At 56.5% G+C, this 24,623-nt stretch carries 20 protein-coding genes and 3 tRNA genes; 8 read left to right on the top strand and 15 right to left on the bottom strand.

The genetic code is table 11. The annotated features are described in order from the left end of the window. Positions 1-66: 66 nt before the first annotated feature. The 9 genes from hflC to nnr all read right to left on the bottom strand — a co-directional run bounded on the left by hflC (position 67) and on the right by nnr (position 10,273). Positions 67-1,071 (bottom strand): protease modulator HflC, encoded by a 1,005-nt coding sequence (gene hflC / locus LOC22_RS12935; RefSeq protein WP_003855994.1) that lies wholly within the window; start codon positions 1,069-1,071, stop codon positions 67-69. A 2-nt stretch (positions 1,072-1,073) separates the two neighbouring features. Beyond that, positions 1,074-2,333 (bottom strand): FtsH protease activity modulator HflK, encoded by a 1,260-nt coding sequence (gene hflK / locus LOC22_RS12930; protein ID WP_003855992.1) that lies wholly within the window; start codon positions 2,331-2,333, stop codon positions 1,074-1,076. 56 nt (positions 2,334-2,389) lie between these two features. Continuing rightward, positions 2,390-3,670 (bottom strand): ribosome rescue GTPase HflX, encoded by a 1,281-nt coding sequence (hflX, locus tag LOC22_RS12925; protein WP_003855991.1) that lies wholly within the window; start codon positions 3,668-3,670, stop codon positions 2,390-2,392. Between the two features lie 74 nt (positions 3,671-3,744). Further along, on the bottom strand, positions 3,745-4,056 hold the full coding sequence (gene hfq, locus LOC22_RS12920) for an RNA chaperone Hfq (RefSeq protein ID WP_003855990.1): 312 nt from the start codon (positions 4,054-4,056) through the stop codon (positions 3,745-3,747). Between the two features lie 85 nt (positions 4,057-4,141). After that, entirely contained in the window at positions 4,142-5,092 is a 951-nt protein-coding gene (gene miaA / locus LOC22_RS12915; RefSeq protein ID WP_017383956.1) for a tRNA (adenosine(37)-N6)-dimethylallyltransferase MiaA, read from the bottom strand. Next, entirely contained in the window at positions 5,085-6,929 is a 1,845-nt protein-coding gene (mutL, locus tag LOC22_RS12910; protein ID WP_022650252.1) for a DNA mismatch repair endonuclease MutL, read from the bottom strand. The genes miaA and mutL overlap by 8 nt, the downstream gene beginning before the upstream one ends. 9 nt (positions 6,930-6,938) lie before the next feature. After that, on the bottom strand, positions 6,939-8,279 hold the full coding sequence (gene amiB, locus LOC22_RS12905; RefSeq protein ID WP_062932483.1) for an N-acetylmuramoyl-L-alanine amidase AmiB: 1,341 nt from the start codon (positions 8,277-8,279) through the stop codon (positions 6,939-6,941). 16 nt (positions 8,280-8,295) lie between these two features. Next, positions 8,296-8,757 (bottom strand): tRNA (adenosine(37)-N6)-threonylcarbamoyltransferase complex ATPase subunit type 1 TsaE, encoded by a 462-nt coding sequence (tsaE, locus tag LOC22_RS12900; protein WP_003855970.1) that lies wholly within the window; start codon positions 8,755-8,757, stop codon positions 8,296-8,298. Beyond that, positions 8,750-10,273: a bifunctional ADP-dependent NAD(P)H-hydrate dehydratase/NAD(P)H-hydrate epimerase gene (nnr, locus tag LOC22_RS12895; RefSeq protein WP_230238948.1), complete on the bottom strand. Its 1,524-nt coding sequence runs from the start codon at positions 10,271-10,273 to the stop codon at positions 8,750-8,752. Before nnr ends, tsaE begins: the two co-directional genes overlap by 8 nt. On the opposite strand from nnr, the gene queG reads away from it, so the two are divergent. After that, positions 10,272-11,411 carry a tRNA epoxyqueuosine(34) reductase QueG gene (gene queG, locus LOC22_RS12890; protein ID WP_015572463.1) on the top strand — a complete coding sequence of 380 codons (1,140 nt, stop codon included), beginning with the start codon at positions 10,272-10,274 and terminating at the stop codon, positions 11,409-11,411. The two genes, nnr and queG, sit on opposite strands and share 2 nt — an antisense overlap. 270 nt (positions 11,412-11,681) lie before the next feature. Here the strand turns inward: queG and LOC22_RS12885 are convergent. From LOC22_RS12885 to orn, 4 genes are all read right to left on the bottom strand, one after another. Continuing rightward, a tRNA-Gly gene (locus LOC22_RS12885) sits at positions 11,682-11,757 on the bottom strand. Positions 11,758-11,802: 45 nt separating this feature from the next. Further along, positions 11,803-11,878: transfer RNA gene (locus tag LOC22_RS12880), tRNA-Gly, on the bottom strand. A 45-nt stretch (positions 11,879-11,923) separates the two neighbouring features. Then, positions 11,924-11,999, bottom strand: a tRNA-Gly gene (locus LOC22_RS12875). Positions 12,000-12,195: 196 nt separating this feature from the next. Beyond that, positions 12,196-12,741 (bottom strand): oligoribonuclease, encoded by a 546-nt coding sequence (gene orn, locus LOC22_RS12870; RefSeq protein ID WP_023295796.1) that lies wholly within the window; start codon positions 12,739-12,741, stop codon positions 12,196-12,198. 107 nt (positions 12,742-12,848) lie between these two features. Here orn and rsgA point away from each other — a divergent pair, with 107 nt between their 5' ends. The 3 genes from rsgA (at position 12,849) to mscM (ending at position 18,310) form a co-directional block, all read left to right on the top strand. Continuing rightward, positions 12,849-13,901, top strand: coding sequence for a small ribosomal subunit biogenesis GTPase RsgA (gene rsgA, locus LOC22_RS12865; RefSeq protein WP_003855964.1), 1,053 nt, complete (start codon positions 12,849-12,851; stop codon positions 13,899-13,901). A 97-nt stretch (positions 13,902-13,998) separates the two neighbouring features. Then, positions 13,999-14,967 (top strand): archaetidylserine decarboxylase, encoded by a 969-nt coding sequence (gene asd, locus LOC22_RS12860; protein ID WP_026080660.1) that lies wholly within the window; start codon positions 13,999-14,001, stop codon positions 14,965-14,967. A 19-nt stretch (positions 14,968-14,986) separates the two neighbouring features. Continuing rightward, positions 14,987-18,310: a miniconductance mechanosensitive channel MscM gene (gene mscM / locus LOC22_RS12855; RefSeq protein WP_017694680.1), complete on the top strand. Its 3,324-nt coding sequence runs from the start codon at positions 14,987-14,989 to the stop codon at positions 18,308-18,310. Between the two features lie 36 nt (positions 18,311-18,346). On the opposite strand, the gene yjeM is transcribed toward mscM, so the two are convergent. After that, entirely contained in the window at positions 18,347-19,846 is a 1,500-nt protein-coding gene (yjeM, locus tag LOC22_RS12850; protein ID WP_032646974.1) for a glutamate/gamma-aminobutyrate family transporter YjeM, read from the bottom strand. Between the two features lie 177 nt (positions 19,847-20,023). Next, entirely contained in the window at positions 20,024-21,001 is a 978-nt protein-coding gene (epmA, locus tag LOC22_RS12845) for an elongation factor P--(R)-beta-lysine ligase (RefSeq protein ID WP_015572459.1), read from the bottom strand. A gap of 310 nt (positions 21,002-21,311) precedes the next feature. Between epmA and frdA the strand changes: the two genes are divergently transcribed. The 4 genes from frdA to frdD are packed head-to-tail and all read left to right on the top strand — an operon-like array spanning position 21,312 to position 24,605. Then, positions 21,312-23,102 carry a fumarate reductase (quinol) flavoprotein subunit gene (gene frdA / locus LOC22_RS12840; protein ID WP_230238947.1) on the top strand — a complete coding sequence of 597 codons (1,791 nt, stop codon included), beginning with the start codon at positions 21,312-21,314 and terminating at the stop codon, positions 23,100-23,102. Next, positions 23,095-23,829 carry a fumarate reductase iron-sulfur protein gene (frdB, locus tag LOC22_RS12835; protein ID WP_006810403.1) on the top strand — a complete coding sequence of 245 codons (735 nt, stop codon included), beginning with the start codon at positions 23,095-23,097 and terminating at the stop codon, positions 23,827-23,829. The genes frdA and frdB overlap by 8 nt, the downstream gene beginning before the upstream one ends. A 10-nt stretch (positions 23,830-23,839) precedes the next feature. Beyond that, positions 23,840-24,235, top strand: a complete 396-nt coding sequence (gene frdC / locus LOC22_RS12830) for a fumarate reductase subunit FrdC (protein WP_017383964.1) — start codon at positions 23,840-23,842, stop codon at positions 24,233-24,235. A gap of 10 nt (positions 24,236-24,245) precedes the next feature. Next, positions 24,246-24,605, top strand: coding sequence for a fumarate reductase subunit FrdD (gene frdD / locus LOC22_RS12825; RefSeq protein WP_000609653.1), 360 nt, complete (start codon positions 24,246-24,248; stop codon positions 24,603-24,605). Positions 24,606-24,623 lie beyond the last annotated feature (18 nt).

Here is a 24,623-nt window from a genome sequence, read left to right as displayed (position 1 = left end):
ATCCTTATAAAAGAAAACCACCGCTCCGTGAAGAGCGGTGGTTTGAATACTCAAACGAGCCTGAGTTTATCGCGTTGCGTTGGTCGGCGTCTTCATATAACGGAAGAAATCGCTGTCCGGGCTGAGCACCATCACATCCTGGTTGCTCTTGAAGCTATTCTCGTAAGCGCGAAGGCTACGGATGAAGGCATAGAAGTCTGGATCCTGGCTGAATGCATCAGCAAACAGTTTCGCCGCTTCGGCATCACCTTCACCGCGCAGGATACGACCCTGGCGCTCAGATTCCGCCAGCGTCTTGGTGACTTCATAGTCCGCTGCCGCGCGCAGTTTTTCCGCTTCTTCCTGACCCTGTGAACGGTGACGACGGGCTACCGCTTCACGCTCGGCGCGCATACGGTTGTAGATCGCCTCGGACACTTCCGCTGGCAGGTTGATCTGCTTGATGCGCACGTCAACCACTTCGATGCCCAGTGCCGCCATACTGTTCGGGTTGATCACCGGCACTTTACCGTTGGTTTCAGCCTGAACACGTTCAGCCGCTTTGGCAATCGCATCGTCTGCCGCCGGGGTTTCAACTTCATCTTCGGTGCCCGCAGAGCCGGAGTTCAGCGCATCACGCACTTCCAGCGTCAGACGACCACGGGAGTCGGTCACGATGTCTTTCACATCCAGACGACCAATTTCGGAACGCAGACGGTCAGAGAACTTACGTTTCAGCAGCACTTCTGCCTGAGAAACGTCGCCACCCCCGGTTGCCAGGAAGTAGCGGCTGAAATCGCTGATGCGCCATTTGATATAGGAATCAACGATCAGGTCTTTCTTCTCTTTGGTCACGAAACGATCGGCCTGGTTATCCATGGTCTGGATACGCGCATCGAGCGTTTTCACTGACTGAATGAACGGGATCTTAAAGTGCAGACCCGGCTCATAAATCACCGGACGCTTGTCGCCGTCACGCACGACGCTGCTGAACTGGAACTTGATCCCACGTTCGCCCTCTTTCACCACAAAGATGGAGGTGTAGAGCACGACCAGTACGATGATGATGATCGCAATAACTGACTTACGCATCCTTATTCCCCCTGACGCTGGTAGTCGTTACGCTGCGCGTTAGCACGGCGTTGGTCCATAATGTCACCATCGTTCGAAGAAGGCGTTGTGTTCGCGCTGGCGCTGCCAGACGAGGCCGGTGGCAGACGCAGCAGGTTGTTCGCACCGCTGTTGTCTTTTGCTGCCGGTGCAGAACCGCCTTTCAGCATCTGATCCAGCGGCAGGACCATCAGGTTTCCGCCTTTGTTGTCGTTAACCAGCACTTTACGCGTATGGCTCAGCACTTTTTCCATGGTCTCGATATAGAGACGCTCACGGGTAATTTCCGGCGCGGCTTTATATTCCGGCAGGATCTTCGCGAAGCGAGCCACTTCACCCTGTGCTTCCAGGATGGTCTGGGTCTTATACGCACGCGCTTCTTCCAGAATACGCTGCGCCTGACCGTTTGCACGCGGCTGAACTTCGTTGGTGTACGCTTCCGCTTCACGGATGTACTGCTGTTCGTTTTCACGCGCGGCAATCGCATCGTCAAACGCGGCTTTCACCTCTTCCGGCGGACGTGCAGCCTGGAAGTTGACGTCCAGCAGGGTGATACCCATGTTGTACGGACGGATGGTCTCTTCCAGCTCACGCTGGGTATCGCTACGAATAACGGTACGACCTTCGGTCAGAATACGGTCCATGGTGTATTTACCGATCACGCCACGCAGGGCGCTGTCGGTCGCCTGACGCAGGCTGTCATCGGCGCTGGTCACGCTAAACAGATAACGTTCCGGATCGGTCACGCGGTACTGTACGTTCATCTCAACGCGCACCACGTTCTCGTCAGAGGTCAACATCACGCCAGAGGCGGCCAGTTCACGGACGGACTCCACGTTAACCGCGGTCACGTCATCAATGAAGGTCGGCTTCCAGTTCAGGCCCGGTTCAACCAGATGGCTGAACTTACCGAAACGGGTGACCACGCCGCGTTCTGCTTCTTTAATGGTGTAGAACCCGCTGGCTGCCCAGATGATTACCACCGCAGCGGCGACAATGCCCACCACGCGGCCACCCATTGGCGGGCGCGGACTCTGAGTGGAATTGCCACCCGAGCCAGAACCTTTTCCTCCGCCAAGGCCACCAAGTTTTTTGCTCAGTTTGCGGAAGATATCATCCAGATCCGGCGGCCCCTGCTCGCGACCACCTTTGTTGCCATTTCCCCCAGAGTTGCCGCCTTGATTATTGCTGCTTCCCCACGGGTCGCGGTCTTGTCCGTTATTACCGGGCTGATTCCACGCCATGTATATGCTCCATATTTGTTATGCAAGGGCGAATTTTTCAGGCTTCCCCTTTCTGATCAGACGATATAGTCCGCCAGCGCAGGTTCTTGTTTACAGAGGCGACGCCAGTCAACGATCGGCATACGCACCTGCATCCCCACGCTGCCGTCATCCTCCATCCACTCTTTTTCTATCGCCTGAAGCTGATAAAACCGGCTGCGCAGCCTGCCTTCCTGTGGCGGCAGTCGCAGCGTGTGCTGAGCTACCTCACCGGAAAGACGTTCTGTCAAAGCCTGGAAAAGCAGTGGCACACCAATCCCGGCCTGAGCAGACAGCCAGACCCGAATCGGTTTGTTCTCTTCGTCTCGGTCGATACGCGGTTCGAAATCGTCCAGCATATCGATCTTGTTCATCACCAACAGGGTGGGAATTTCGTGGGCGTCGATCTCTTCGAGCACCACGTTCACCGCGTCGATGTTCTCCTGCACGCGTACGTCAGCCGCATCAATCACATGCAGCAGCAGGGTCGCCTGACGCGTCTCCTGCAACGTCGCTTTAAACGCCGCGACCAGATCGTGCGGCAGATGGCGGATAAACCCTACGGTATCCGCCAGCACCGTTTCACCCACGTCTGCGACGTCAATACGGCGCAGGGTTGGGTCCAGGGTCGCAAACAGCTGGTCTGCGGCATACACCTGGGCCTCGGTTATCTGGTTAAACAGGGTGGATTTACCGGCGTTGGTATAACCCACCAGCGACACCGTTGGGATATCAGCTTTCGTTCGCGCCCGACGCCCCTGTTCGCGCTGTTTCTCTACACGTTCCAGACGTGAAAGGATCTGGGTTATACGCCCACGCAGCAAACGGCGGTCGGTTTCGAGCTGGGTTTCACCCGGGCCGCGCAAACCAATCCCGCCTTTTTGTCTTTCAAGGTGTGTCCAGCCACGCACCAGACGCGTCGCCAGATGGCGCAACTGCGCCAGCTCAACCTGCAACTTACCCTCGTGGGTACGCGCACGCTGAGCAAAAATATCTAAGATCAACCCCGTGCGATCGATTACACGGCATTCGCAGAGAGCTTCCAGGTTACGTTCCTGAGCCGGAGACAGCGCATGATCAAACAGCACAACGGATGCGCCGGTTGCTTTTACGGCATCCGCAATTTCAACTGCTTTACCTTCACCAACAAAGTACTTCGGGTGCGGCGCTTTACGGCTACCGGTAATCACCTGCATTGCTTCGACACCGGCGGAAGAGACCAGAGATTCAAACTCCTGGAGGTCTTCCATATCTTTGTCTTGCGAAAAATAGATGTGTACCAGCACCGCCTGCTCACCGGCGTCATAACGGTCAAACAAGCGTAAACCTCTCTAAAAAGATCAGCGGGGAACGCAGGATCCCTGGCTCCCCGTGTGGATAACAGCCCAAAACCTTATTCGGTTTCTTCGCTGTCCTGCGCTGGTGTTGAAGAACCCTGCGCGTTGCTGCCGTGATGGTAGTTACTGCCAGTGCCGCCGCCAGCGTTATTGCTGTGATGAGATACCGGACGGGACGGAACAACAGTAGAAATCGCGTGCTTATAGACCATCTGGCTGACCGTGTTTTTCAACAGGATCACGAACTGATCGAAAGACTCAATCTGACCTTGCAGCTTAATACCATTCACCAAATAAATAGAAACTGGAACACGCTCCCGACGCAATGCGTTCAGGAACGGATCTTGTAAAGATTGCCCCTTAGCCATTCTATCTTTTCCTTATATGCTTGTTTTGTACTTAGAACCTTGCGATTCTGAAAAATTGCGCACGATACGGCTTAATTGTACACATTCAGTCAGCGATATCACCAATAACCTCAATCACTTCGTTTAACGCCTGTTGTGGTTTTTCACTGTCTAACCAGTGAACACCCTCCCAACCGCGTAACCAGGTGATCTGGCGCTTCGCTAACTGTCTCGTGGCGCAAACACCTCGATAAACCATTTCATCGTATGAAATCTCACCTTCAAGATACGACCACATCTGGCGGTATCCCACACAACGAATGGAAGGCATGTCCGTATGCAAATCTCCACGGGCAAAAAGCGCCCGCACTTCTGCTTCAAAATCTGAAGCCAACATCTGATGAAAACGCTGCTCAATTCGTTGATGGAGCAGTTCACGGCTCGCCGGGGCGATGGCGAACTGATGCACCTGATACGGCAGAGCGTCTCCTGACGTTTGCGTCAGTTCCGTTAAAGTTTTACCCGAAATGAAAAAAACTTCCAGTGCCCGGGAAAGCCTTTGCGGATCGTTTGGGTGGATCCGCGCTGCGGCAACCGGGTCAATCTCTTCCAGTTGCCTGTGCAAAGCGTCCCACCCCTGCTCTGCCGCCTGCCGCTCAATCTTCGCTCTCACTTCCGGATCGGCCGATGGCAGAGGCGATAACCCCTCCAGCAGCGCCTTAAAGTAGAGCATCGTGCCGCCAACTAACAGCGGTATGCGTCCCGCGGCGGTAATCTCGGCCATCTCGGCTAAGGCGTCGCGGCGAAAATCTGCCGCGGAGTAAGCCTGTGCCGGGTCGAGAATATCCAGTAAACGGTGCGGTGCCGCACGCAGTTCGTCTGCGTTGGGCTTCGCCGTGCCGATGTCCATCCCTCGGTAGATGAGGGCTGAATCAACGCTAATCAACTCTACTGGCAAAACTTTACGTAACTCAATGGCTAACGCCGTTTTACCGGAGGCCGTTGGCCCCATTAAAAAAATCGCCTTTGGCAGGCTCGCCTTACTTACATCAGTCATGTTTCAGGGCGGTCATCGCCGTTTGTAAATCAACAGGTTGTAACAAACCACCTGGAGGCGCTTTCACCAGCTGTGGACAGAGGCGCTCCACCTCCGCCAGAACGGTAATCGCCTGCGCCATACTCCACGGTGCATGCTCGCTGGCCAGATGGCGGGCGATCCACTGCGCGGTATCGGCGGCATCAAACGTCGTTTGCTGCGCCAGGTAGCCTATCAGTTCAGGAATCAAGTTTTGTAAATTTTGTTGGCGTAAGGGTAAAGGCACTGCGCGAATTGTCACATGCTGCGCGTCCAGTACGATTTCAATCCCCATTTCGGCCAGTTGCGTCTGCACGCGCCGCAAAACCCCTGTTTCTTCAGGGGATATTTTCAGGCGAACGGGGATCAACAGCGGCTGCGCGCAGGCGGCATTCACCCCCGGGGTTAACTGCGCCTGTTTGAGCCAGCGCTCCGCCACGGAAAGCGCCAGCAACAGGAGTTTACCTTCGCGTTCAAGCAATGCCATGTCGGGGGCAATAATGGTCAATACCCGACCAAAACTCTGGCTATGCCCATCCAGAGAAGGGGTTGAAACCGTGATGTGCTCTTTATGCTCCACCGCCGGCGTATCCAGCAGTTTGCGGTACAGCGCCCCCTGCTGTTTGTGATAGCCCGGCTGAGCGTTGGGATAGTTGGCGCCGGTTGGTCGCGGCGCGTTGCCCGCCGGGGATAAACGTGGAGCAGCCGGCTCGCGCGCGACCGCCGGTTCGGCAAAATGGTTACGCCCGGCCGCCACGCGGTTTTCCGGCAGTGGGCGCGGCGCGGGCTCTTCTTTTGCCAGCGGCAACTCAGGCTCTGCCTGCTGCTGCAATACAGCGGCAACGCCCTGGTAGATGAAATCATGCACCAGGCGCGACTGGTGGAAACGCACCTCGTGCTTGGCGGGGTGCACGTTAACGTCAACCTGATGCGGGTCGATCTCCAGATAAAGCACAAAGGCGGGCTGTTGATCGGCGCCGAGCTTATCTTCGCAGGCCTGTCGAATAGCGTGGTTAATCAGGCGGTCGCGCATCATGCGGCCGTTGACGTAGCAATACTGGATTTCTGCGAACGCGGCGCTGCTGGCGTTCGGATCGGCAACCCAACCGCGCAGGGCCAGATCGCCATGCTGCCACTCAATGGCCAGCGCCTTTTCCAGAAACGGTGTGCCGCAGATGGCGCCCAACCGACGCTCCTTTTGTCCGCCCTCCGCCACTGCGCGGTACTGGCGCATCACCTTACCGTTATGGCTGAGGTTGAGGGTGACATCAAAGCGCGCCAGCGCAATGCGGCGGATGATCTCGTCGATATGTCCGAATTCGGTCTTCTCGGTTCGCATAAACTTGCGCCGGGCGGGGGTGTTATAGAAGAGATCCAGCACTTCAAGCGTGGTGCCTACCGGGTGCGCCGCAGGTTTAACCGTGACGTCCATATCGCGCCCTTCGGCATAGGCCTGCCAGGCTTCCTGCTGGTCGGCTGTGCGGGAGGTCAACGTTAAGCGGGAAACGGAGCTGATACTGGCCAGCGCTTCGCCGCGAAAACCCAGGCTGATAATCGCTTCCAGATCGTCAAGTGAGGCAATTTTACTGGTGGCGTGACGCGCCAGCGCCAGCGCCAGCTCGTCCTTTTTGATGCCACAGCCGTTATCACGAATGCGGATAAGCTTTGCGCCCCCGCGTTCGATATCGATATCGATGCGGGTCGCCCCTGCATCGAGGCTGTTTTCCACCAGTTCCTTCACCACCGACGCAGGGCGTTCCACCACCTCACCGGCGGCGATTTGGTTCGCGAGCTGCGGCGGTAGAACCTGAATCGGCATGAACTCTCCTTAATTAGTCGCGGTCATCTCACCCGGCAGCGCGGCGCTTGCCGTCTGGGCTGCCCCGCCCTGCGGCGCAGACTGAAGCGGATGCGCGTCAAAGTATTTACGCAGGCCGTTATAAATCGCTTCGGCAATTTGCTGCTGATAGCTGTCGCTTCCCAGTAAACGCTCTTCACCATGGTTACTGATAAAGCCCGTCTCCACCAGAATCGACGGAATATCCGGCGAACGCAGGACACCGAGGCTTGCATGCTCAGGGCGACGCTTATGCAGCGATCCAATGCTTTGCAGCTGGCTCAGTACGTTAGTGGCGACATCATACCCGACGCGCTGAGAATGACCGAACTGTAAATCCAACACCGCCTGGCTGAGATACGGATCGGCCTGGCTGTTTGCCAGCACATCGCCTGCCCCGCCTAACAGTTCAGACTGCTTCTCGTGCTCTTCAAGCCAGTTCGCCATTTCACTGTTGGCGCGACGGTTCGACAGCACCCATACCGACGCGCCGGTGGCGTTACGGTTCGGCGCAGCATCCGCGTGAATCGACACCAGGAAGTTGGCGTTTTGCTTACGCGCCACATCCGAGCGTCCCATCACTGAAATAAAGTAATCTCCGTCGCGGGTCATGACCCCTTTAAACATCGGATCGTCATTCAGAAGCGCACGCAGCTTACGGGCAATGGCGATAGTGACGTTTTTCTCCCGCGTGCCGCCCGGGCCAATCGCGCCAGGATCTTGCCCGCCGTGTCCGGCGTCAATGGCGATAATCACTTTGTCGCCACTGACCGGCGTACGCCGCGCGCTGACCGCCGGACGCGTCACCGTGTTGCTGCTGGTCACGGCGGTAAGTCGGTCATTTTGTGATTTAAACGGATTACGGGCTGGCTCAGACGGCCCTGGAGTATAAACCGGCGCTTCCACGCGTTTTGCTACAACAGGTGCAGGCGGTGGCGGCGGCGGAACATCAGCATTAATGGTAAAGACCACCGTATAATTGGCGCCGTTTTGCTGCTTAACCGCCTTCGTTTTGCCCTTTTCGGTGAGATCGACCACCAGACGCAGAGACTGCGCATCCTTCGGCGTTCCCGAACGGATGCTTTTCACCAGATTGTTGCCGCTGAACTGGAGCGGCAGCCCCTGGATCACCCCGGTCTGTTTAATATCGAGCGCCACGCTGCGGCTATCGATTTGTGAGAAAGCATATTCAGGATCGCCCATAAAGCTGAACGTAATGCGGGCCTGGCTATCGCCATTCGACACCTGAATATCCGAGAGGCTGGCCGCCCCGGCCTGCGCGCACAGCAGGACCGTGGCAGCCAGCACCCAACCTTTAACGCGATTAATCATCCCGTTATCCCTACGCTCAACCGGCTAAACGCGCCAGTAAGGAACAGCCTGATGAGGAAACCGCACTGATGCGCGCCTCACGCCCTTGTGCCTGGTAATCTAAGTGAATTTCGACATCCGGGTCAGGCAGCACACCCGCACCTTGTTGCGGCCACTCCACCAGGCAGATGGCGTCGTTGGCAAAGTAATCGCGGATCCCCATAAATTCCAGCTCCTCAGGATCCGCAAGACGATATAAATCAAAGTGGTACACCATGATATTTTCAAGCGTGTACGGTTCTACCAGCGTGTAGGTCGGGCTTTTTACGTTCCCGTTATGGCCTAACGCCTGCAAAAAGCCACGGCTGAAGGTTGTTTTACCCGCGCCTAAATCACCATACAGATAAATGACGGTCGCCCCCTGACAGGCCTGCGCCACGCGCTTGCCGAGATCTAAAGTGGCTTGTTCATCAGGTAAAGGAATCGCTCGATTAGTCATTTTCTACGTCAATCACATCCGGGTTAACAACACGCCGCAGCGTGCAAAAAAGATCGGTGGCCAGCATTCCGCGCGTTCCGTAACGAGCAGCCAGCCTGTCAGCCGCCGCACCGTGGGCCACGCAGCCCGCACAGGCTGCATCATAAAGGGGAAGTTTCTGTCCGAGCAATGCGCCAATGATGCCAGAGAGCACATCGCCCATGCCGCCGCTCGCCATGCCTGCATTACCGGCATCAACGATGCCCATCGCATCATCGCTGGCGATAACGGTCCCCGCCCCTTTCAAAACGGCAACACCTCCGTAACGTTTTACCAGACGTTGGGCTGAAAGTAAGCGATCGCTTTCAATTTCTGCCACGCTACAGTTAAGCAGCCGTGCGGCTTCGCCGGGGTGCGGCGTCAGAATGCGATTGTGACGCTTATCCGGGTTTATTGCCAGAAGGTTAAGCGCGTCGGCATCCCAGAGCATCGGTTTACGAAAATTCTCGGCCTTTTGCAGGGCCTGTTTGCCCCACTCCTGCTGACCCAGGCCCGGACCAATGACCACCACGTCCGCCCACTCAAGACCCTCTTCAATCGCCTGCGGGGTAAGCTCGTGGACCATCAGCTCCGGCCGCGCGGTAATAATGGGCGGAATGTTTTCGCTGCGGGTCAGCACGCGTATTAATCCGGCGCCGCTGCGCAACGCGGCCTCTCCGGTCATACGAATCGCACCTGCCGTACCGCGATCGCCGCCGATAATCAGCAGTCGGCCATGGTCGCCCTTATGGGAGGTGGGACGGCGCGGCGGCAGCCACTGTGCAAGCAGGGAGTCATCAAAGCGGGTAATGTGGGAATCCTGTCCGGCCAGCCAGTTTTCCAGCCCCAGGGCGTTGTGATGTAACGTGCCCACGACATCGCGCGCTTTCCCGGTAAGTAAACCCGGTTTCAGGGCGATAAAGGTCACGGTATGCGCCGCCTCAATCGACACGCCCGGCGTCGCGCCGGTTTGCGCCATCAGGCCGGAGGGAATATCCAGCGCTACCACCGGGGCGGGGTGCGCATTAGCGCGCGTAATCAGCGCGGCGACGTCATCGCGAGGCGCGCGCATCAGTCCCGTCCCCAGCAGACCATCAACAATCACGTCGACATCCTCGGGCCAGACAATATCAGGCGCATGAATAATGCCCCCCGCATTCAGCCAGGCCTCTCTCGCCATGCCCGCTTCTTCCGGTAACGGCTTGTCGCTCTCCAGCGCCAGCAGGGTGACGCGCAGCCCCGCCGCAACCGCAAGACGAGCCACCACATAGCCATCGCCACCGTTATTGCCGTGTCCGCACAGGATCAGATAGTGCGAGGCATCCGGATAAGCCGTGCGCGCCACGTTAAACGCCGCCTCGCCCGCGCGCTGCATCAGTTCGTAAAGGGTAATGCCCAGGCTATCTGCGGCCTCTTTCTCGGCCCGACGGAGGTCATCCGCATGCCAGATGGAATGTGGTATACTTGCGGGGTTTTTCTTCACAGTATGGTCCGTCATGTCACAGCCCCTCGATCTCAATGAATTAGCGCAAAAAATAAAACAGTGGGGTGCTGAACTGGGCTTCCAGAAGGTTGGTATTACTGACACCGACCTCTCTGCCAGTGAGCCTAAGCTCCAGGCATGGCTGGATAAACAATACCACGGCGAGATGGAGTGGATGGCGCGTCACGGTATGATGCGTGCCCGCCCCCACGAGCTGTTGCCGGGTACGCTGCGCGTTATTAGCGTACGCATGAACTATCTGCCTGCTAACGCGGCCTTTGCGCGCACGCTAAAAAATCCTTCGCTGGGTTACGTCAGCCGATACGCGCTGGGGCGTGATTACCATAAACTTCTGCGCAACCGTCTAAAAAAGCTCGGGGAAACCATTCAGCAGCACTGTGTTTCGCTGAATTTTAGACCCTTTGTCGATTCTGCGCCTATTCTTGAGCGCCCGATCGCCGAAAAAGCCGGGCTTGGCTGGACAGGTAAGCACTCACTTATCTTAAGCCGCGACGCGGGCTCATTCTTTTTCCTGGGTGAACTGCTGATTGATTTACCCCTGCCGGTAGACGGTCCGGTGGAAGAAGGCTGTGGTCGCTGTGTGGCCTGTATGACCATCTGCCCAACGGGCGCGATTGTCGAACCGTATACCGTTGATGCGCGCCGCTGTATCTCTTATCTCACTATCGAGCTGGAAGGCGCCATTCCAGAGGAGTTTCGTCCGCTTATCGGCAACCGCATCTACGGCTGTGATGACTGCCAGCTGATTTGTCCGTGGAACCGTTATTCACAGTTGACGGATGAAGAAGACTTCAGTCCGCGCAAGGCGTTACATGCCCCGCAGTTGATCGAACTGTTCGCCTGGAGCGAAGCCTGGTTCCTGAAGGTGACGGAAGGTTCCGCCATACGTCGTATCGGCCACCTGCGCTGGCTGCGTAATGTGGCCGTTGCGCTGGGGAATGCCCCGTGGGATGAAGCAAATCTTCAGGCGCTCGAAAGCCGTAGAGGTGAGCACCCACTTCTTGATGAGCACATAGAATGGGCGATTGCGCAGCAAATTGAGAAGCGAAATGCCGGCGTGGTTGAAGTGCAGTTACCGAAGAAACAGCGTCTGGTCAGGGTGATTGAAAAAGGGCTGCCGCGGGATGTGTGATATATTCACAGCCTGTGAATAAAAATAAGAATTCAGGCGCCATCAGCTCTGGCAAACAGGTCAAGTGATCTCAATAACATTTTGAAATCAAATTTTCTTCATAAATTACAGTAAATTACGAAGATATTATTCACCCTGCTAACATTTCGTACAGCCTGGTTTTATCACGGTTTCTGTGGATAACTCTGTTCACAAGAGTATTTCAGAGACAATAGAAAACGTCCCCAACGAAGCATTTCGCTGTGGATAATCTGGAGATGAAGAAGAATTTGGAGCGGGAAACGAGACTCGAACTCGCGACCCCGACCTTGGCAAGGTCGTGCTCTACCAACTGAGCTATTCCCGCTTGGGTGTTCTGGTGCTATGCGTATCTTGCGATACTTTCAAATTTTGGAGCGGGAAACGAGACTCGAACTCGCGACCCCGACCTTGGCAAGGTCGTGCTCTACCAACTGAGCTATTCCCGCTTGGGTGTTCTGGTGCTGGCGTATCTTGCGATACTTTTCAAATTTTGGAGCGGGAAACGAGACTCGAACTCGCGACCCCGACCTTGGCAAGGTCGTGCTCTACCAACTGAGCTATTCCCGCAAATCTGTACTGCTTTTGTTGCTGTCGTAACGTGTAATTCTCTGTCGTTACGGGAGGCGCATTATACGAGAAATCCGTTTAGCTGCAACCCCCCTCAAAGCGATTTTTTTGAAATTCAGTTCAAGTGCTTATTTAATCGGCAAGCTGAACAATTTAGCGACAAAAACCCGGCCACGCAAGGCGCCGGATCGCAAAATCAGAGCTTAATAAAGTTTTCGCGATAGTACGCCAGCTCCGCAACAGACTCACGGATGTCGTCCATCGCCTGGTGCGTCCCCTGCTTTGTGAAGCCGTCGAGAATTTCCGGTTTCCAGCGGCGGGCCAGCTCTTTCAGGGTGCTCACATCCAGATAGCGGTAGTGGAAGTAGGACTCCAGCTCCGGCATGTACTTAAACAGGAAACGACGATCCTGACCAATGCTGTTGCCACAGATAGGCGATTTTCCTGGCGGCACCCACTGCTTCAGAAATTCAAGCGTCGCCAGCTCCGCTTCGCGGTCGCCCAGGGTGCTGGCCTTCACGCGTTCCACCAGCCCGCTGCCGGTATGGGTACGCACGTTCCACTCATCCATCAGCGCAAGCTGGTCATCGGACTGGTGCACGGCAATCGTTGGGCCTTCCGCCAGAATATTGAGATTGGCATCGGTGACCAGTGTGGCGATCTCAATAATGCGATCGCGCTCGGGATCCAGGCCGGTCATCTCCAGATCGATCCAAATCAGGTTGTTTTCGTCCGCGCTCATGTTATTTTCCACCCTTCTCGCATAACCGGCAGTAGCAGGTTAACTAGTATTAATTAGAGTGTATCATAGAGGTTTTGCCCGCTACGGGCGACCAGGAGCCAGCGCGATTGAGTAAAAATAAACTCTCCAAAGGGCAGCAGCGCCGCGTGAATGCAAATCACCAGCGCCGTCTTAAAACCACTACGGAGAAGCCCGATTACGACGACAACCTGTTTGGCGAAGCGACAGAAGGCGTTGTGATTAGCCGCTTCGGCATGCACGCCGATGTCGAATCCGCCGACGGGGATATCCACCGTTGCAATATCCGTCGCACCATCCGTTCCCTGGTGACCGGTGACCGCGTGGTCTGGCGTCCAGGCAAAGAGGCGGCGGAAGGGGTAACGGTTAAAGGTATCGTTGAAGCCGTGCATGAACGCACGTCGGTTCTGACCCGTCCAGATTTCTACGACGGCGTGAAGCCCATTGCCGCCAACATCAACCAGATCGTGATCGTTTCGGCGATTTTGCCTGAGCTTTCACTCAATATTATTGACCGTTATCTGGTGGCTTGCGAAACGCTACAGGTTGAACCGCTTATCGTGCTGAATAAAATCGATCTGCTGGATGACGAGGCCATGGCCTTTGTCAATGAGCAGATGGATATTTACCGCAACATTGGCTATCGCGTGTTGATGGTGTCCAGCCGCACCAAAGATGGCCTGAAGCCGTTAGAAGATGCGCTGACCGACCGCATCAGCATCTTTGCGGGGCAGTCCGGCGTAGGTAAATCGAGCCTGCTTAACAACCTGCTCGGCCTTCAGCAGGAGATCCTGACCAACGATGTGTCTGACGTCTCGGGCCTGGGCCAGCACACCACCACCGCCTCACGTCTCTATCACTTCCCGCACGGCGGCGATGTGATTGACTCCCCGGGCGTGCGTGAATTTGGTCTCTGGCACCTCGAGCCGGAACAAATCTTTAACGGATTTGTCGAATTCCATGACTATTTAGGCGCTTGCAAATACCGCGACTGTAAACATGACAACGATCCGGGCTGCGCCATCCGCGAAGCGGTGGAGAACGGTGAAATTGCGGAAACCCGTTTCGAAAATTACCACCGTATTCTCGAAAGCATGGACCAGGTAAAAACGCGTAAAAACTTTTCTGATTCTGATAACTGACAACTAAGCTAAGCGTCGCTAAAATCGTCCCCTTTTTTCAGGTTCCGGCAGCGTCATGCCGGATCAGGAACGACAAAACAATGGCCTGGAGGCTACCTTGTTAAACTCATTTAAACTTTCGCTTCAATACATTCTGCCGAAACTGTGGCTCACTCGCCTGGCGGGCTGGGGCGCGAGCAAACGAGCGGGCTGGCTGACCAAACTGGTCATCGACCTGTTCGTGAAATACTACAAGGTCGACATGAAAGAAGCGCAGAAGCCGGATACGGCAAGCTACCGCACCTTCAACGAATTTTTTGTGCGTCCGCTGCGCGACGAAGTGCGCCCGCTGAATACCGACCCGAACGTGCTGGTGATGCCAGCGGACGGCGTGATCAGCCAGCTGGGTAAAATTGAAGACGACAAAATTTTGCAGGCGAAAGGCCATAACTACAGCCTGGAAGCGCTGCTGGCCGGTAACTACATAATGGCCGATCTGTTCCGGAACGGGACTTTCGCGACCACCTATCTCTCCCCACGCGACTACCACCGCGTGCATATGCCGTGTAATGGTATTCTGCGCGAGATGATCTACGTGCCGGGGGATCTGTTCTCCGTAAACCACCTGACGGCGCAAAACGTTCCTAACCTGTTTGCCCGTAACGAGCGCGTCATCTGCCTGTTTGATACTGAATTTGGCCCAATGGCGCAGATTCTGGTGGGTGCTACCATTGTAGGCAGCATCGAAACCGTCTGGGCGGGCACCATTACGCCGCCGCGCGAAGGCGTGATCAAGCGCTGGACCTGGCCTGCCGGCGAAGAAGAAGGTTCTGTGGCCCTGCTGAAAGGTCAGGAAATGGGTCGCTTCAAGCTGGGCTCAACGGTCATCAACCTGTTCGCACCGGGCAAAGTTAACCTGGTCGACGAGCTGGAAAGCCTGTCCGTGACCAAACTCGGCCAGCCTCTGGCAGTATCGACGGAGGTCTTTGTGACGCCAGAGGTTGCGCCTGCCCCGTTGCCGGAAGAAGAGATAAAAGCCGAGCACGACGCCAGCCCGCTGGTTGACGACAAAAAAGACGAAGGCTAACAACAGAAGGATCGCTGACGTGCGCCCGATTATCGTATTACTGATGGCCTGGTGCCTCAGCATGGGGGCGTACGCAGCGACGGCCCCCGACGCCAAACAGATAACCCAGGAGCTGGAGCAGGCAAAAGCGGCGAAACCCGCTCAGCCGGAGACCGTTGAGTCACTCCAGTCTGCACTGAACGCGCTTGAGGAACGAAAGGGTTCCCTTGAGCGCGCGCAGCAGTATCAGCAGGTTATCGACAACTTCCCCAAACTCTCTCAGACCCTGCGCTCGCAGCTAAACAACCTGCGCGATGAACCACGCCAGGTCCCCGCGGGGATGACGTCCGAGGCGCTGAATCAGGAGATCCTGCAAGTCAGCAGCCAGCTGCTGGAAAAAAGCCGTCTGGCGCAGCAGGAGCAGGAACGGGCGCGTGAAATTGCCGATTCCCTCAGCCAGCTTCCACAGCAGCAAACCGATGCCCGCCGTCAGTTAAATGAGGTGGAACGTCGCATCGGGACGCAGACAGGCAGCACACCGCAGAATCAGGCGCAAAATCTTGGGTTACAGGCGGAATCCGCCAGACTAAAAGCGCTGGTTGATGAACTGGAGCTGGCGCAGCTTTCCGCTAACAACCGCCAGGAGCTGTCGCGGATGCGTTCTGAGCTGGCGCAGAAGCAGAGCCAGCAGCTGGATGCATATCTCCAGGCGCTGAGAAATCAACTCAACAGCCAGCGTCAGCGTGAAGCTGAACGTGCGCTGGAAAGCACCGAGTTACTGGCCGAAAACAGTGCTAACCTGCCCGACAGCATCGTCGCCCAATTTAAGGTTAACCGCGAGCTTTCTGCCGCGCTGAATCAGCAGGCGCAGCGCATGGATTTGGTGGCCTCGCAGCAGCGTCAGGCCACCAATCAAACCCTCCAGGTTCGTCAGGCGCTTAACACGCTGCGTGAACAGTCCCAGTGGCTTGGCTCGTCTAACCTGTTGGGCGAAGCGTTACGCGCGCAGGTGGCTCGTCTGCCAGAGATGCCAAAACCGCAGCAGCTTGATACGGAGATGGCGCAGCTGCGCGTTCAGCGTCTTCATTATGAAGATCTCCTCAACAAGCAGCCGCAAATCCGCCAGATCCGTCAGGCTGACGGACAGCCGCTCACCGGCGAGCAAAGTCGTATTCTGGAAGCGCAGCTGCGCACCCAGCGCGAACTGCTCAATTCCCTGTTGCAGGGAGGCGATACGCTGATCCTTGAGCTGACCAAGCTGAAAGTCTCGAATAGCCAGCTGGAGGATGCGCTGAAAGAGGTCAACGAAGCCACTCACCGTTACCTTTTCTGGACGTCCGACGTGCGGCCGATGACCTTCGCCTGGCCGATTGAGATTGTGCAGGATCTGCGCCGCCTCATTTCATTGGACACCTTCAGCCAGCTGGGCCTCGCCAGCGTAATGATGATAACCAGCAAGGAGACCATCTTCCCGCTGCTGGGGGCGCTGATTCTGGTGGGCTTCAGTATTTATTCCCGTCGTCACTTCACCCGTTTCCTTGAGCGCTCCAGCGCCCGAGTGGGAAAAGTAACCCAGGATCACTTCTGGCTGACGTTGCGTACGGTGTTCTGGTCAATTCTGGTCGCGTCTCCGCTGCCGGTGCTGTGGATGACGCTCGGATACGGCCTGCGTGAAGCCTGGCCCTACCCGCTTGCCGTCGCGATTGGCGATGGCGTGACCGCCACCGTTCCGCTGCTGTGGGTGGTGATGATTTGCGCCACGTTTGCGCGGCCAAATGGTCTGTTCATCGCTCACTTTGGCTGGCCGCGTAATCGCGTTGCGCGGGCGATGCGTTACTACCTGATGAGTATCGGGCTGATTGTGCCGCTGATTATGGCGTTGATCATGTTCGATAATCTCAATGACCGGGAGTTCTCCGGCTCGCTGGGACGGCTGTGCTTTATGCTGATCTGCGGAGCGTTAGCGGTAGTGACGCTCAGCCTGAAACGCGCCGGGATCCCGCTCTATCTCGACAAGACCGGCAGCGGCGATAACATGTTTAACCGTCTGCTGTGGAACCTGCTGCTCAGCGCGCCGCTGGCGGCGATGCTGGCGGCAGCGGTCGGTTATCTCGCCACGGCGCAGGCGCTGCTTGCCCGACTGGAAACGTCGGTGGCTATCTGGTTCCTGCTGCTGGTGGTCTACCATGTTATTCGCCGCGGCATGCTGATCCAGCGTCGTCGTCTGGCGTTTGACCGTGCCAAACACCGTCGCGCAGAAATTCTGGCCCAGCGCGCGCGGGGTGAAGAAGAGCCGAACCACGTCAACAGCACCGAAGGGACCACAGACGCCGATGACGTCGAACTGGATCTGGATGCGATCAGTACCCAGTCCCTGCGGCTGGTACGCTCAATTCTGATGCTGGTTGCCCTGCTGTCGGTGATCTTCCTGTGGTCGGAAATCCACTCCGCGTTTGGCTTCCTGGAGAACATCTCTTTATGGGATGTGACGTCCACGGTGCAGGGGGTCGAAAGTCTGGAGCCCATCACCTTAGGGGCCGTGCTGATTGCGATTCTGGTGCTGATCATCACCACGCAGCTGATCCGTAACTTCCCTGCCCTGCTGGAGCTGGCGCTGTTGCAGCATCTGGATTTAACCCCCGGCACAGGCTATGCGATCACCACCATCACCAAGTATTTAATCATGCTGTTTGGTGGGCTGGTTGGCTTCTCGATGATTGGTATCGAATGGTCAAAACTGCAATGGCTGGTTGCCGCCCTGACCGTAGGCCTGGGCTTTGGTTTACAGGAGATTTTTGCCAACTTCGTTTCTGGTCTGATCATTCTGTTTGAAAAGCCGATTCGAATTGGCGATACGGTGACCATCCGCGATCTCACCGGCAGCGTCACCAGGATCAACACCCGCGCCACCACCATCAGCGACTGGGACCGTAAAGAGATCATCGTCCCGAACAAGGCGTTTATCACCGAGCAGTTTATCAACTGGTCGCTGTCCGACTCCGTCACGCGTGTGGTGCTGACCGTACCCGCTCCGTCGGATGCCAACAGCGAAGAGGTAACGCAGATCCTCTATACGGCTGCTGAACGCTGTTCGCTGGTAATCGACAACCCGCCGCCGGAAGTGTTCCTGGTTGATTTGCAGCAGGGGATCCAGATTTTCGAGCTGCGTATCTACGCCGCCGAGATGGGACACCGTATGCCGCTGCGCCATGAGATCCACCAGTTGATTCTGGCTGGCTTCCGCGAGCACGGAATTGATATGCCGTTCCCACCGTTCCAGATGCGTCTGGAAACGCTGGACGGACGTAAGACGGGAAGAACGTTGACGTCAGCGGCGCGTACGCGCCCGGCGGGAAGTTTGTAATCCTTTCCCCCTCCCCGTCGGGAGGGGGTCAATCCTTTACGCCACTTCTGCTACACAGGCCGTCGAGCGACGACGGTAATGCTCATAAATCCCCATTGCCAGCAGCGAGAAGAAGATCGGTCCGCCAACCATCCACAGCGTGCTGTTCCAGTCATTTGCCTCAACCACGGGCTGAATGACGGTAAAGATGTTGGCGAACGCGACGACCAGCACCACAACAGTGGTCGCCAGCAGCGTCGCCGCGCGGGTTTTGAAGATCACAAACGGCCGCTCCAGATCCCGCTTCGCCTTAAAGAACGGGAACGCCAGGGTCAGGAACAGATACGGAAGCGTCATCGATACGTTCGCCATCAGGGTCAGCTTGTTATAGAACGCCGACGCGGTATCACCGCCGAAGGACACCAGCAGAATGAACACGCACACCAGCAGGCACTGCATCCACATCGCGTTGGCAGGCATACCGGCAGCGTTCAGCTGCGTCATACGTGCGGGCCACAGCGCCTTTGGCGTCCCCTGAATAATCGCTTTCAGCGGCGAGTAGATCAGCGTGAAGAATGCGCCAGTATAGGCGAGGAACATCGACAAGCCGGTAATCCGCGCAAACCAGATCCCCAGGGTGGCCGACGTTTCCGGCGCGAGATCCATGGCGTTGCCCAGCGTCACCCCCAGGCTTTTCATCAGCACGTAGGTAATGTTGCCGAGGTTGGTGGTGTTATTGCTCAACACCTGCTGCCAGTTGGTGCTGACGCCCCAGAGGAAAATCGCCAGTGAGTAGCCAATGGAAATGACGATGGCGGCAAAGATAATACCTTTGGCGAAGTTCTTTTCCGGATTTTCGGTTTTGTCGACCAGCCCGCCCACGGCTTCAATTCCACCGTAAGCAAAGATGGCAAACACCACGAAGGAGAGCATGGCCAGCCCGGACTGGTAACCCGGATTAGGCGATGAAACGAAGTTGACTTCCTGTGCGAAATGCCCGCCGTTCAGGCACAGAATGGCGATGCTGACCAGCAGCAGCACCAGGTTCAGGCACATCACGGAAATACCGCCAACGGCAGTGATACGGGCAATTTTGTTGATGCCTTTCGAGGCCACCAGGGTGACCACCACCATCCAGCACACTGCCAGAATACCGACCACCTGCGTGGAGCTCAGCCCCGCCAGAGACCAGACCTGCGTTTTATCCGCACCGAAGAGAAACGTTGAGAACGGCACCCAAACCTTGGCCGCCGTGCTGACCATCCAGACGACGTAGGATGAAAACCACATGAACGTACCGATAAACGCGTAACGCGGACCGACGCTGTTGTTCATCCACGAATAGATGCCGCCTTCTTCTTTCCGGTACGCCGAGCCCATCTCCGCCATCATCAGCGCAAACGGGATAAAGAAGAACAGAGCGGAAACGATATAAAACGGCGTCGCGCTGTAGCCCATCAGATAAAACGCGGACGGGCTATTGGCAAAGCCAAAGACTGACGTAAAAATCATCAGAATGAGCCCGGTAAGGGTCATTTTTTTGAGTGAGTGAGACATATAACCATCCGAAACGGAATTAAACTGCGCGGATGGTAGCAGATGACCAGACAAACAATGTGGCTATCCGAGTCAAATTAAGAAAAAGACCCGTATAGAGAGAAATGAGCAGTTTTTAATGTGGCAGAGTTAAATGACTGAGTAGGCCGGGTAAGCGCAGCGCCACCCGGCATTTTTTCAGGCGCGATCGACCGTAAAGGCAATCACATCGCCCAGGTGCTCGGCACCCAGCGCCAGCATGACCAGGCGATCCACACCCAGCGCCACGCCGGAGCAGTCCGGCAGACCGGCTTTAAGCGCTTCCAGCAGATGAGTATCAATCGGCTGCTGCGGCAGACCGCGCGCGTTGCGCTTGCGGTTATCCTGCTCGAAACGCTGCTGCTGTTCGCGCGCGTCGGTCAGCTCGTGGAAACCGTTCGCCAGCTCGATGCCTTTGAAATACACCTCAAAACGCTCCGCCACGCGGTGATCTTCGGTGCTGATCTGCGCCAGTGAGGCCTGGCTGGCCGGGAAGTGATAGACAAACGTCGGACGATCTTTGCCAATCTGCGGTTCAACACCAAAGGTGAACAGCAGTTGCAGCAGCGTGTCGCGATCCTCTTCGTTATCCGCCACGTTGCTCAGATCCAGTTTTGCCGCCACTTCACGCAGCTGTGTTTTATCAGCCGACAGCGGATCGATTTCCAGATGGCGCTGGAAGGCCTGCTGATAGGAGAGCGTTTCAGCTTCCGCGCAATCCAGCACTTGTTGCAGCAGATCGTCAACTTCGTTCATCAGACGATACATGTCGTAGTGCGGGCGGTACCACTCCAGCATGGTGAATTCCGGATTATGGTGTCGGCCCATCTCTTCATTACGGAAGCTACGGCACAGCTGATAGACCGGACCACACCCGGCCGCCAGCAGACGCTTCATATGGTATTCCGGGCTGGTCATCAGATACAGATTCATGCCCTGAGAGTGGCCTGGGCCAACAAAACGGGTTTCAAACGGGACCAGATGAATATCCGTGACCGTCGCCTGACTCATGCACGGCGTTTCCACCTCCAGGACGCCGCGATCCGCAAAGAAGCGGCGGATCTCCGCCATAATTGCTGCGCGCTTTAGCAGGTTTGGAATGGATGCGCTCGGCTGCCAGGTGGCCGTTTCGCTCATGAGTTATTTCTCCGTTTTCAGACAAGGGCACGAAGTCTACTCGTAAGCCGGGGCAGAGACAAATTTTGCACAGTAAAAGTCCCTTTTCATTGCACAGAGAAATACTGTGACACCATTCATTAATCACGATGATAAATCACCGCACAGAACAGCAAAAAAATCGAACACGTCAAATTTCCCTCACTTCTACGCGGTTATACTGTTTTACCCATAAAGGAGCAGTGGAATCGCTTCCGCAATCGCCCGTTCGGGCAGGTGAACGTCCTTTAGTTCATCCCGTTGCGGGAAAACAATAATCTGGAGGAATGTCGTGCAAACTTTTCAAGCCGATCTTGCCGTAATAGGCGCTGGCGGGGCTGGATTACGCGCTGCAATTGCTGCGGCACAAGCCAATCCGAACGCTAAAATCGCATTGATTTCAAAAGTCTATCCGATGCGCAGCCACACGGTAGCCGCAGAAGGAGGATCCGCCGCCGTCGCGCAGGATCATGACAGCTTCGAATACCATTTCCACGACACGGTTGCAGGGGGCGACTGGCTTTGCGAACAGGATGTCGTTGATTACTTCGTGCACCATTGCCCAACGGAGATGACCCAGCTGGAACAGTGGGGATGCCCATGGAGCCGCCGTCCGGACGGGAGCGTCAACGTCCGCCGCTTCGGTGGCATGAAGATCGAACGCACCTGGTTTGCCGCCGATAAGACCGGCTTCCACATGCTGCACACCCTGTTCCAGACCTCCCTCCAGTTCCCACAAATCCAGCGCTTTGATGAACATTTCGTTCTCGACATTCTGGTCGACGACGGTCATGCGCGCGGACTGGTGGCAATGAACATGATGGAAGGCACGCTTGTCCAGATCCGCGCTAACGCGGTGGTGATGGCAACGGGCGGTGCGGGTCGCGTATACCGCTACAACACCAACGGCGGCATCGTCACCGGTGACGGTATGGGCATGGCACTCAGCCACGGCGTCCCGCTGCGTGATATGGAGTTCGTCCAGTATCACCCAACCGGCCTGCCGGGCTCCGGCATACTGATGACGGAAGGCTGCCGCGGTGAAGGCGGTATTCTGGTCAACAAAAACGGCTATCGCTATTTGCAGGATTACGGCATGGGTCCGGAAACCCCGCTTGGCGAGCCGAAAAACAAATACATGGAACTCGGCCCACGCGACAAAGTTTCTCAGGCTTTCTGGCACGAGTGGCGCAAAGGCAACACCATCTCAACGCCGCGCGGCGACGTGGTGCATCTCGACCTGCGTCATCTCGGCGAGAAGAAACTGCTGGAGCGTCTGCCGTTTATCTGCGAGCTGGCGAAAGCCTATGTGGGCGTCGATCCGGTGAAAGAGCCGATCCCGGTGCGTCCAACCGCGCACTACACCATGGGCGGTATCGAAACCGACCAGCAGTGCGAAACCCGCATCAAAGGGCTGTTTGCGGTGGGCGAGTGTTCCTCCGTCGGTCTGCACGGCGCAAACCGTCTGGGCTCGAACTCGCTGGCTGAGCTGGTGGTCTTTGGTCGCATGGCGGGCGAACGCGCGATGGAGCGTGCCGCAACGGCAGGTGAAGCTAACAGCGCGGTGCTGGATGCGCAGGTTGCAGACGTCGAAAAACGCCTGAAAGACCTGGTGAACCAGGAAGGTAACGAAAACTGGTCGAAGATCCGCGACGAAATGGGGCTGTCGATGGAAGAAGGCTGCGGGATCTACCGTACGCCAGAGCTGATGCAGAAAACCGTCGACAAGCTGGCCGAGTTGCAGGAGCGCTTCAAACGCGTGCGCATCACCGACACCTCCAGCGTCTTCAATACCGATCTGCTTTATACCATTGAACTGGGCCACGGCCTGAACGTCGCAGAATGTATGGCCCATTCCGCCCTGGCGCGTAAAGAGTCCCGCGGTGCGCACCAGCGCCTGGATGAGGGCTGCACCGAACGTGACGACGTCAATTTCCTTAAACACACTCTCGCCTGGCGCGATGCGGATGGCACTACGCAACTGGACTACAGCGACGTGAAAATCACCACGCTGCCACCGGCGAAACGCGTGTACGGTGCAGAAGCAGAAGCCGCCGATAAGAAGGAGAAGGCGAATGGCTGAGATGCAAAAACTGAAAATTGAAGTGGTGCGCTACAATCCGGAAGTGGACGCCGCGCCGCACAGCGCTTTCTATGAAGTCCCTTACGACGAGCAAACCTCCCTGCTGGATGCGCTCGGCTATATCAAAGATAACCTGGCCCCAGACCTGAGCTACCGCTGGTCCTGCCGCATGGCAATTTGCGGCTCCTGCGGCATGATGGTCAACAAGGTGCCAAAGCTGGCGTGTAAAACCTTCCTGCGTGATTACACCAAAGGTATCAAGGTTGAAGCGCTGGGCAACTTCCCGATTGAGCGCGATCTGGTGGTCGACATGACCCACTTTATCGAAAGCCTCGAAGCGATTAAGCCGTACATCATCGGCAACCCGCGCACGCCGGATCAGGGGCCAAACACCCAGACGCCCGCGCAGATGGCGAAATACCATCAGTTCTCCGGCTGCATCAACTGCGGCCTGTGCTACGCCGCCTGTCCGCAGTTTGGCCTGAACCCTGAGTTTATCGGCCCGGCCGCCATTACCCTGGCGCACCGCTATAACGAAGACAGCCGCGACCACGGCAAAAAAGAACGTATGGCCCAGCTGAACAGCCAGAACGGGGTCTGGACCTGCACGTTTGTCGGTTACTGCTCCGAAGTCTGTCCGAAGCATGTCGACCCGGCCGCCGCCATTCAGCAGGGAAAGGTGGAAAGCTCGAAAGACTTTCTTATCGCTACCCTGAAACCACGCTAAGGAGTGCATGATGACGACTAAACGCAAAGCCTACGTGCGACCAATGCCGTCCACCTGGTGGAAAAAACTGCCGTTTTATCGCTTCTATATGCTGCGTGAAGGCACGGCTGTTCCCGCGGTCTGGTTCAGCCTCGAACTGCTGTACGGGGTTTATGCCCTCAAGCACGGCCCGGAAGCCTGGGCCAGTTTTGTGGGCTTCCTGCAAAACCCAATCATCGTTGTGCTGAACCTGATTGTGCTCGCCGCCGCGCTGCTTCATACCAAAACCTGGTTTGAACTGGCGCCAAAAGCAGCGAACATCATTGTAAAAGGCGAAAAAATGGGGCCAGAGCCGGTCATTAAAGGGCTCTGGGCAGTGACGGCAGTTGTCTCTGTGGTCATTCTGTTTGTCGCACTGTTCTGGTAAGGAGACTACTGTGATCAATCCAAATCCAAAACGTTCAGACGAGCCGGTCTTCTGGGGGCTGTTTGGCGCAGGCGGCATGTGGAGCGCCATTATTGCCCCGGTCATTATCCTGCTGGTCGGGATCATGCTGCCGCTGGGGTTGTTCCCGGGCGATGCGCTGAGCTATGAGCGCGTACTGGCCTTTGCGAGCAGCTTTATTGGCCGCGTGTTCATCTTCCTGATGATCGTCCTGCCGCTGTGGTGTGGTCTGCACCGTATCCACCATGCGATGCACGATCTGAAAATCCATGTGCCAAGCGGTAAATGGGTCTTCTACGGTCTGGCGACCATTCTGACGGTCGTCACGTTGATTGCCGTGGTCACCATCTGACTGAACAGGCCCGCCATC

Origin of the sequence: Enterobacter sp. AN-K1 (assembly GCF_020971765.1) — a bacterium.
Taxonomy (GTDB): domain Bacteria; phylum Pseudomonadota; class Gammaproteobacteria; order Enterobacterales; family Enterobacteriaceae; genus Enterobacter; species Enterobacter hormaechei_C.
This window is presented reverse-complemented; position numbering and strand designations above follow the sequence as displayed.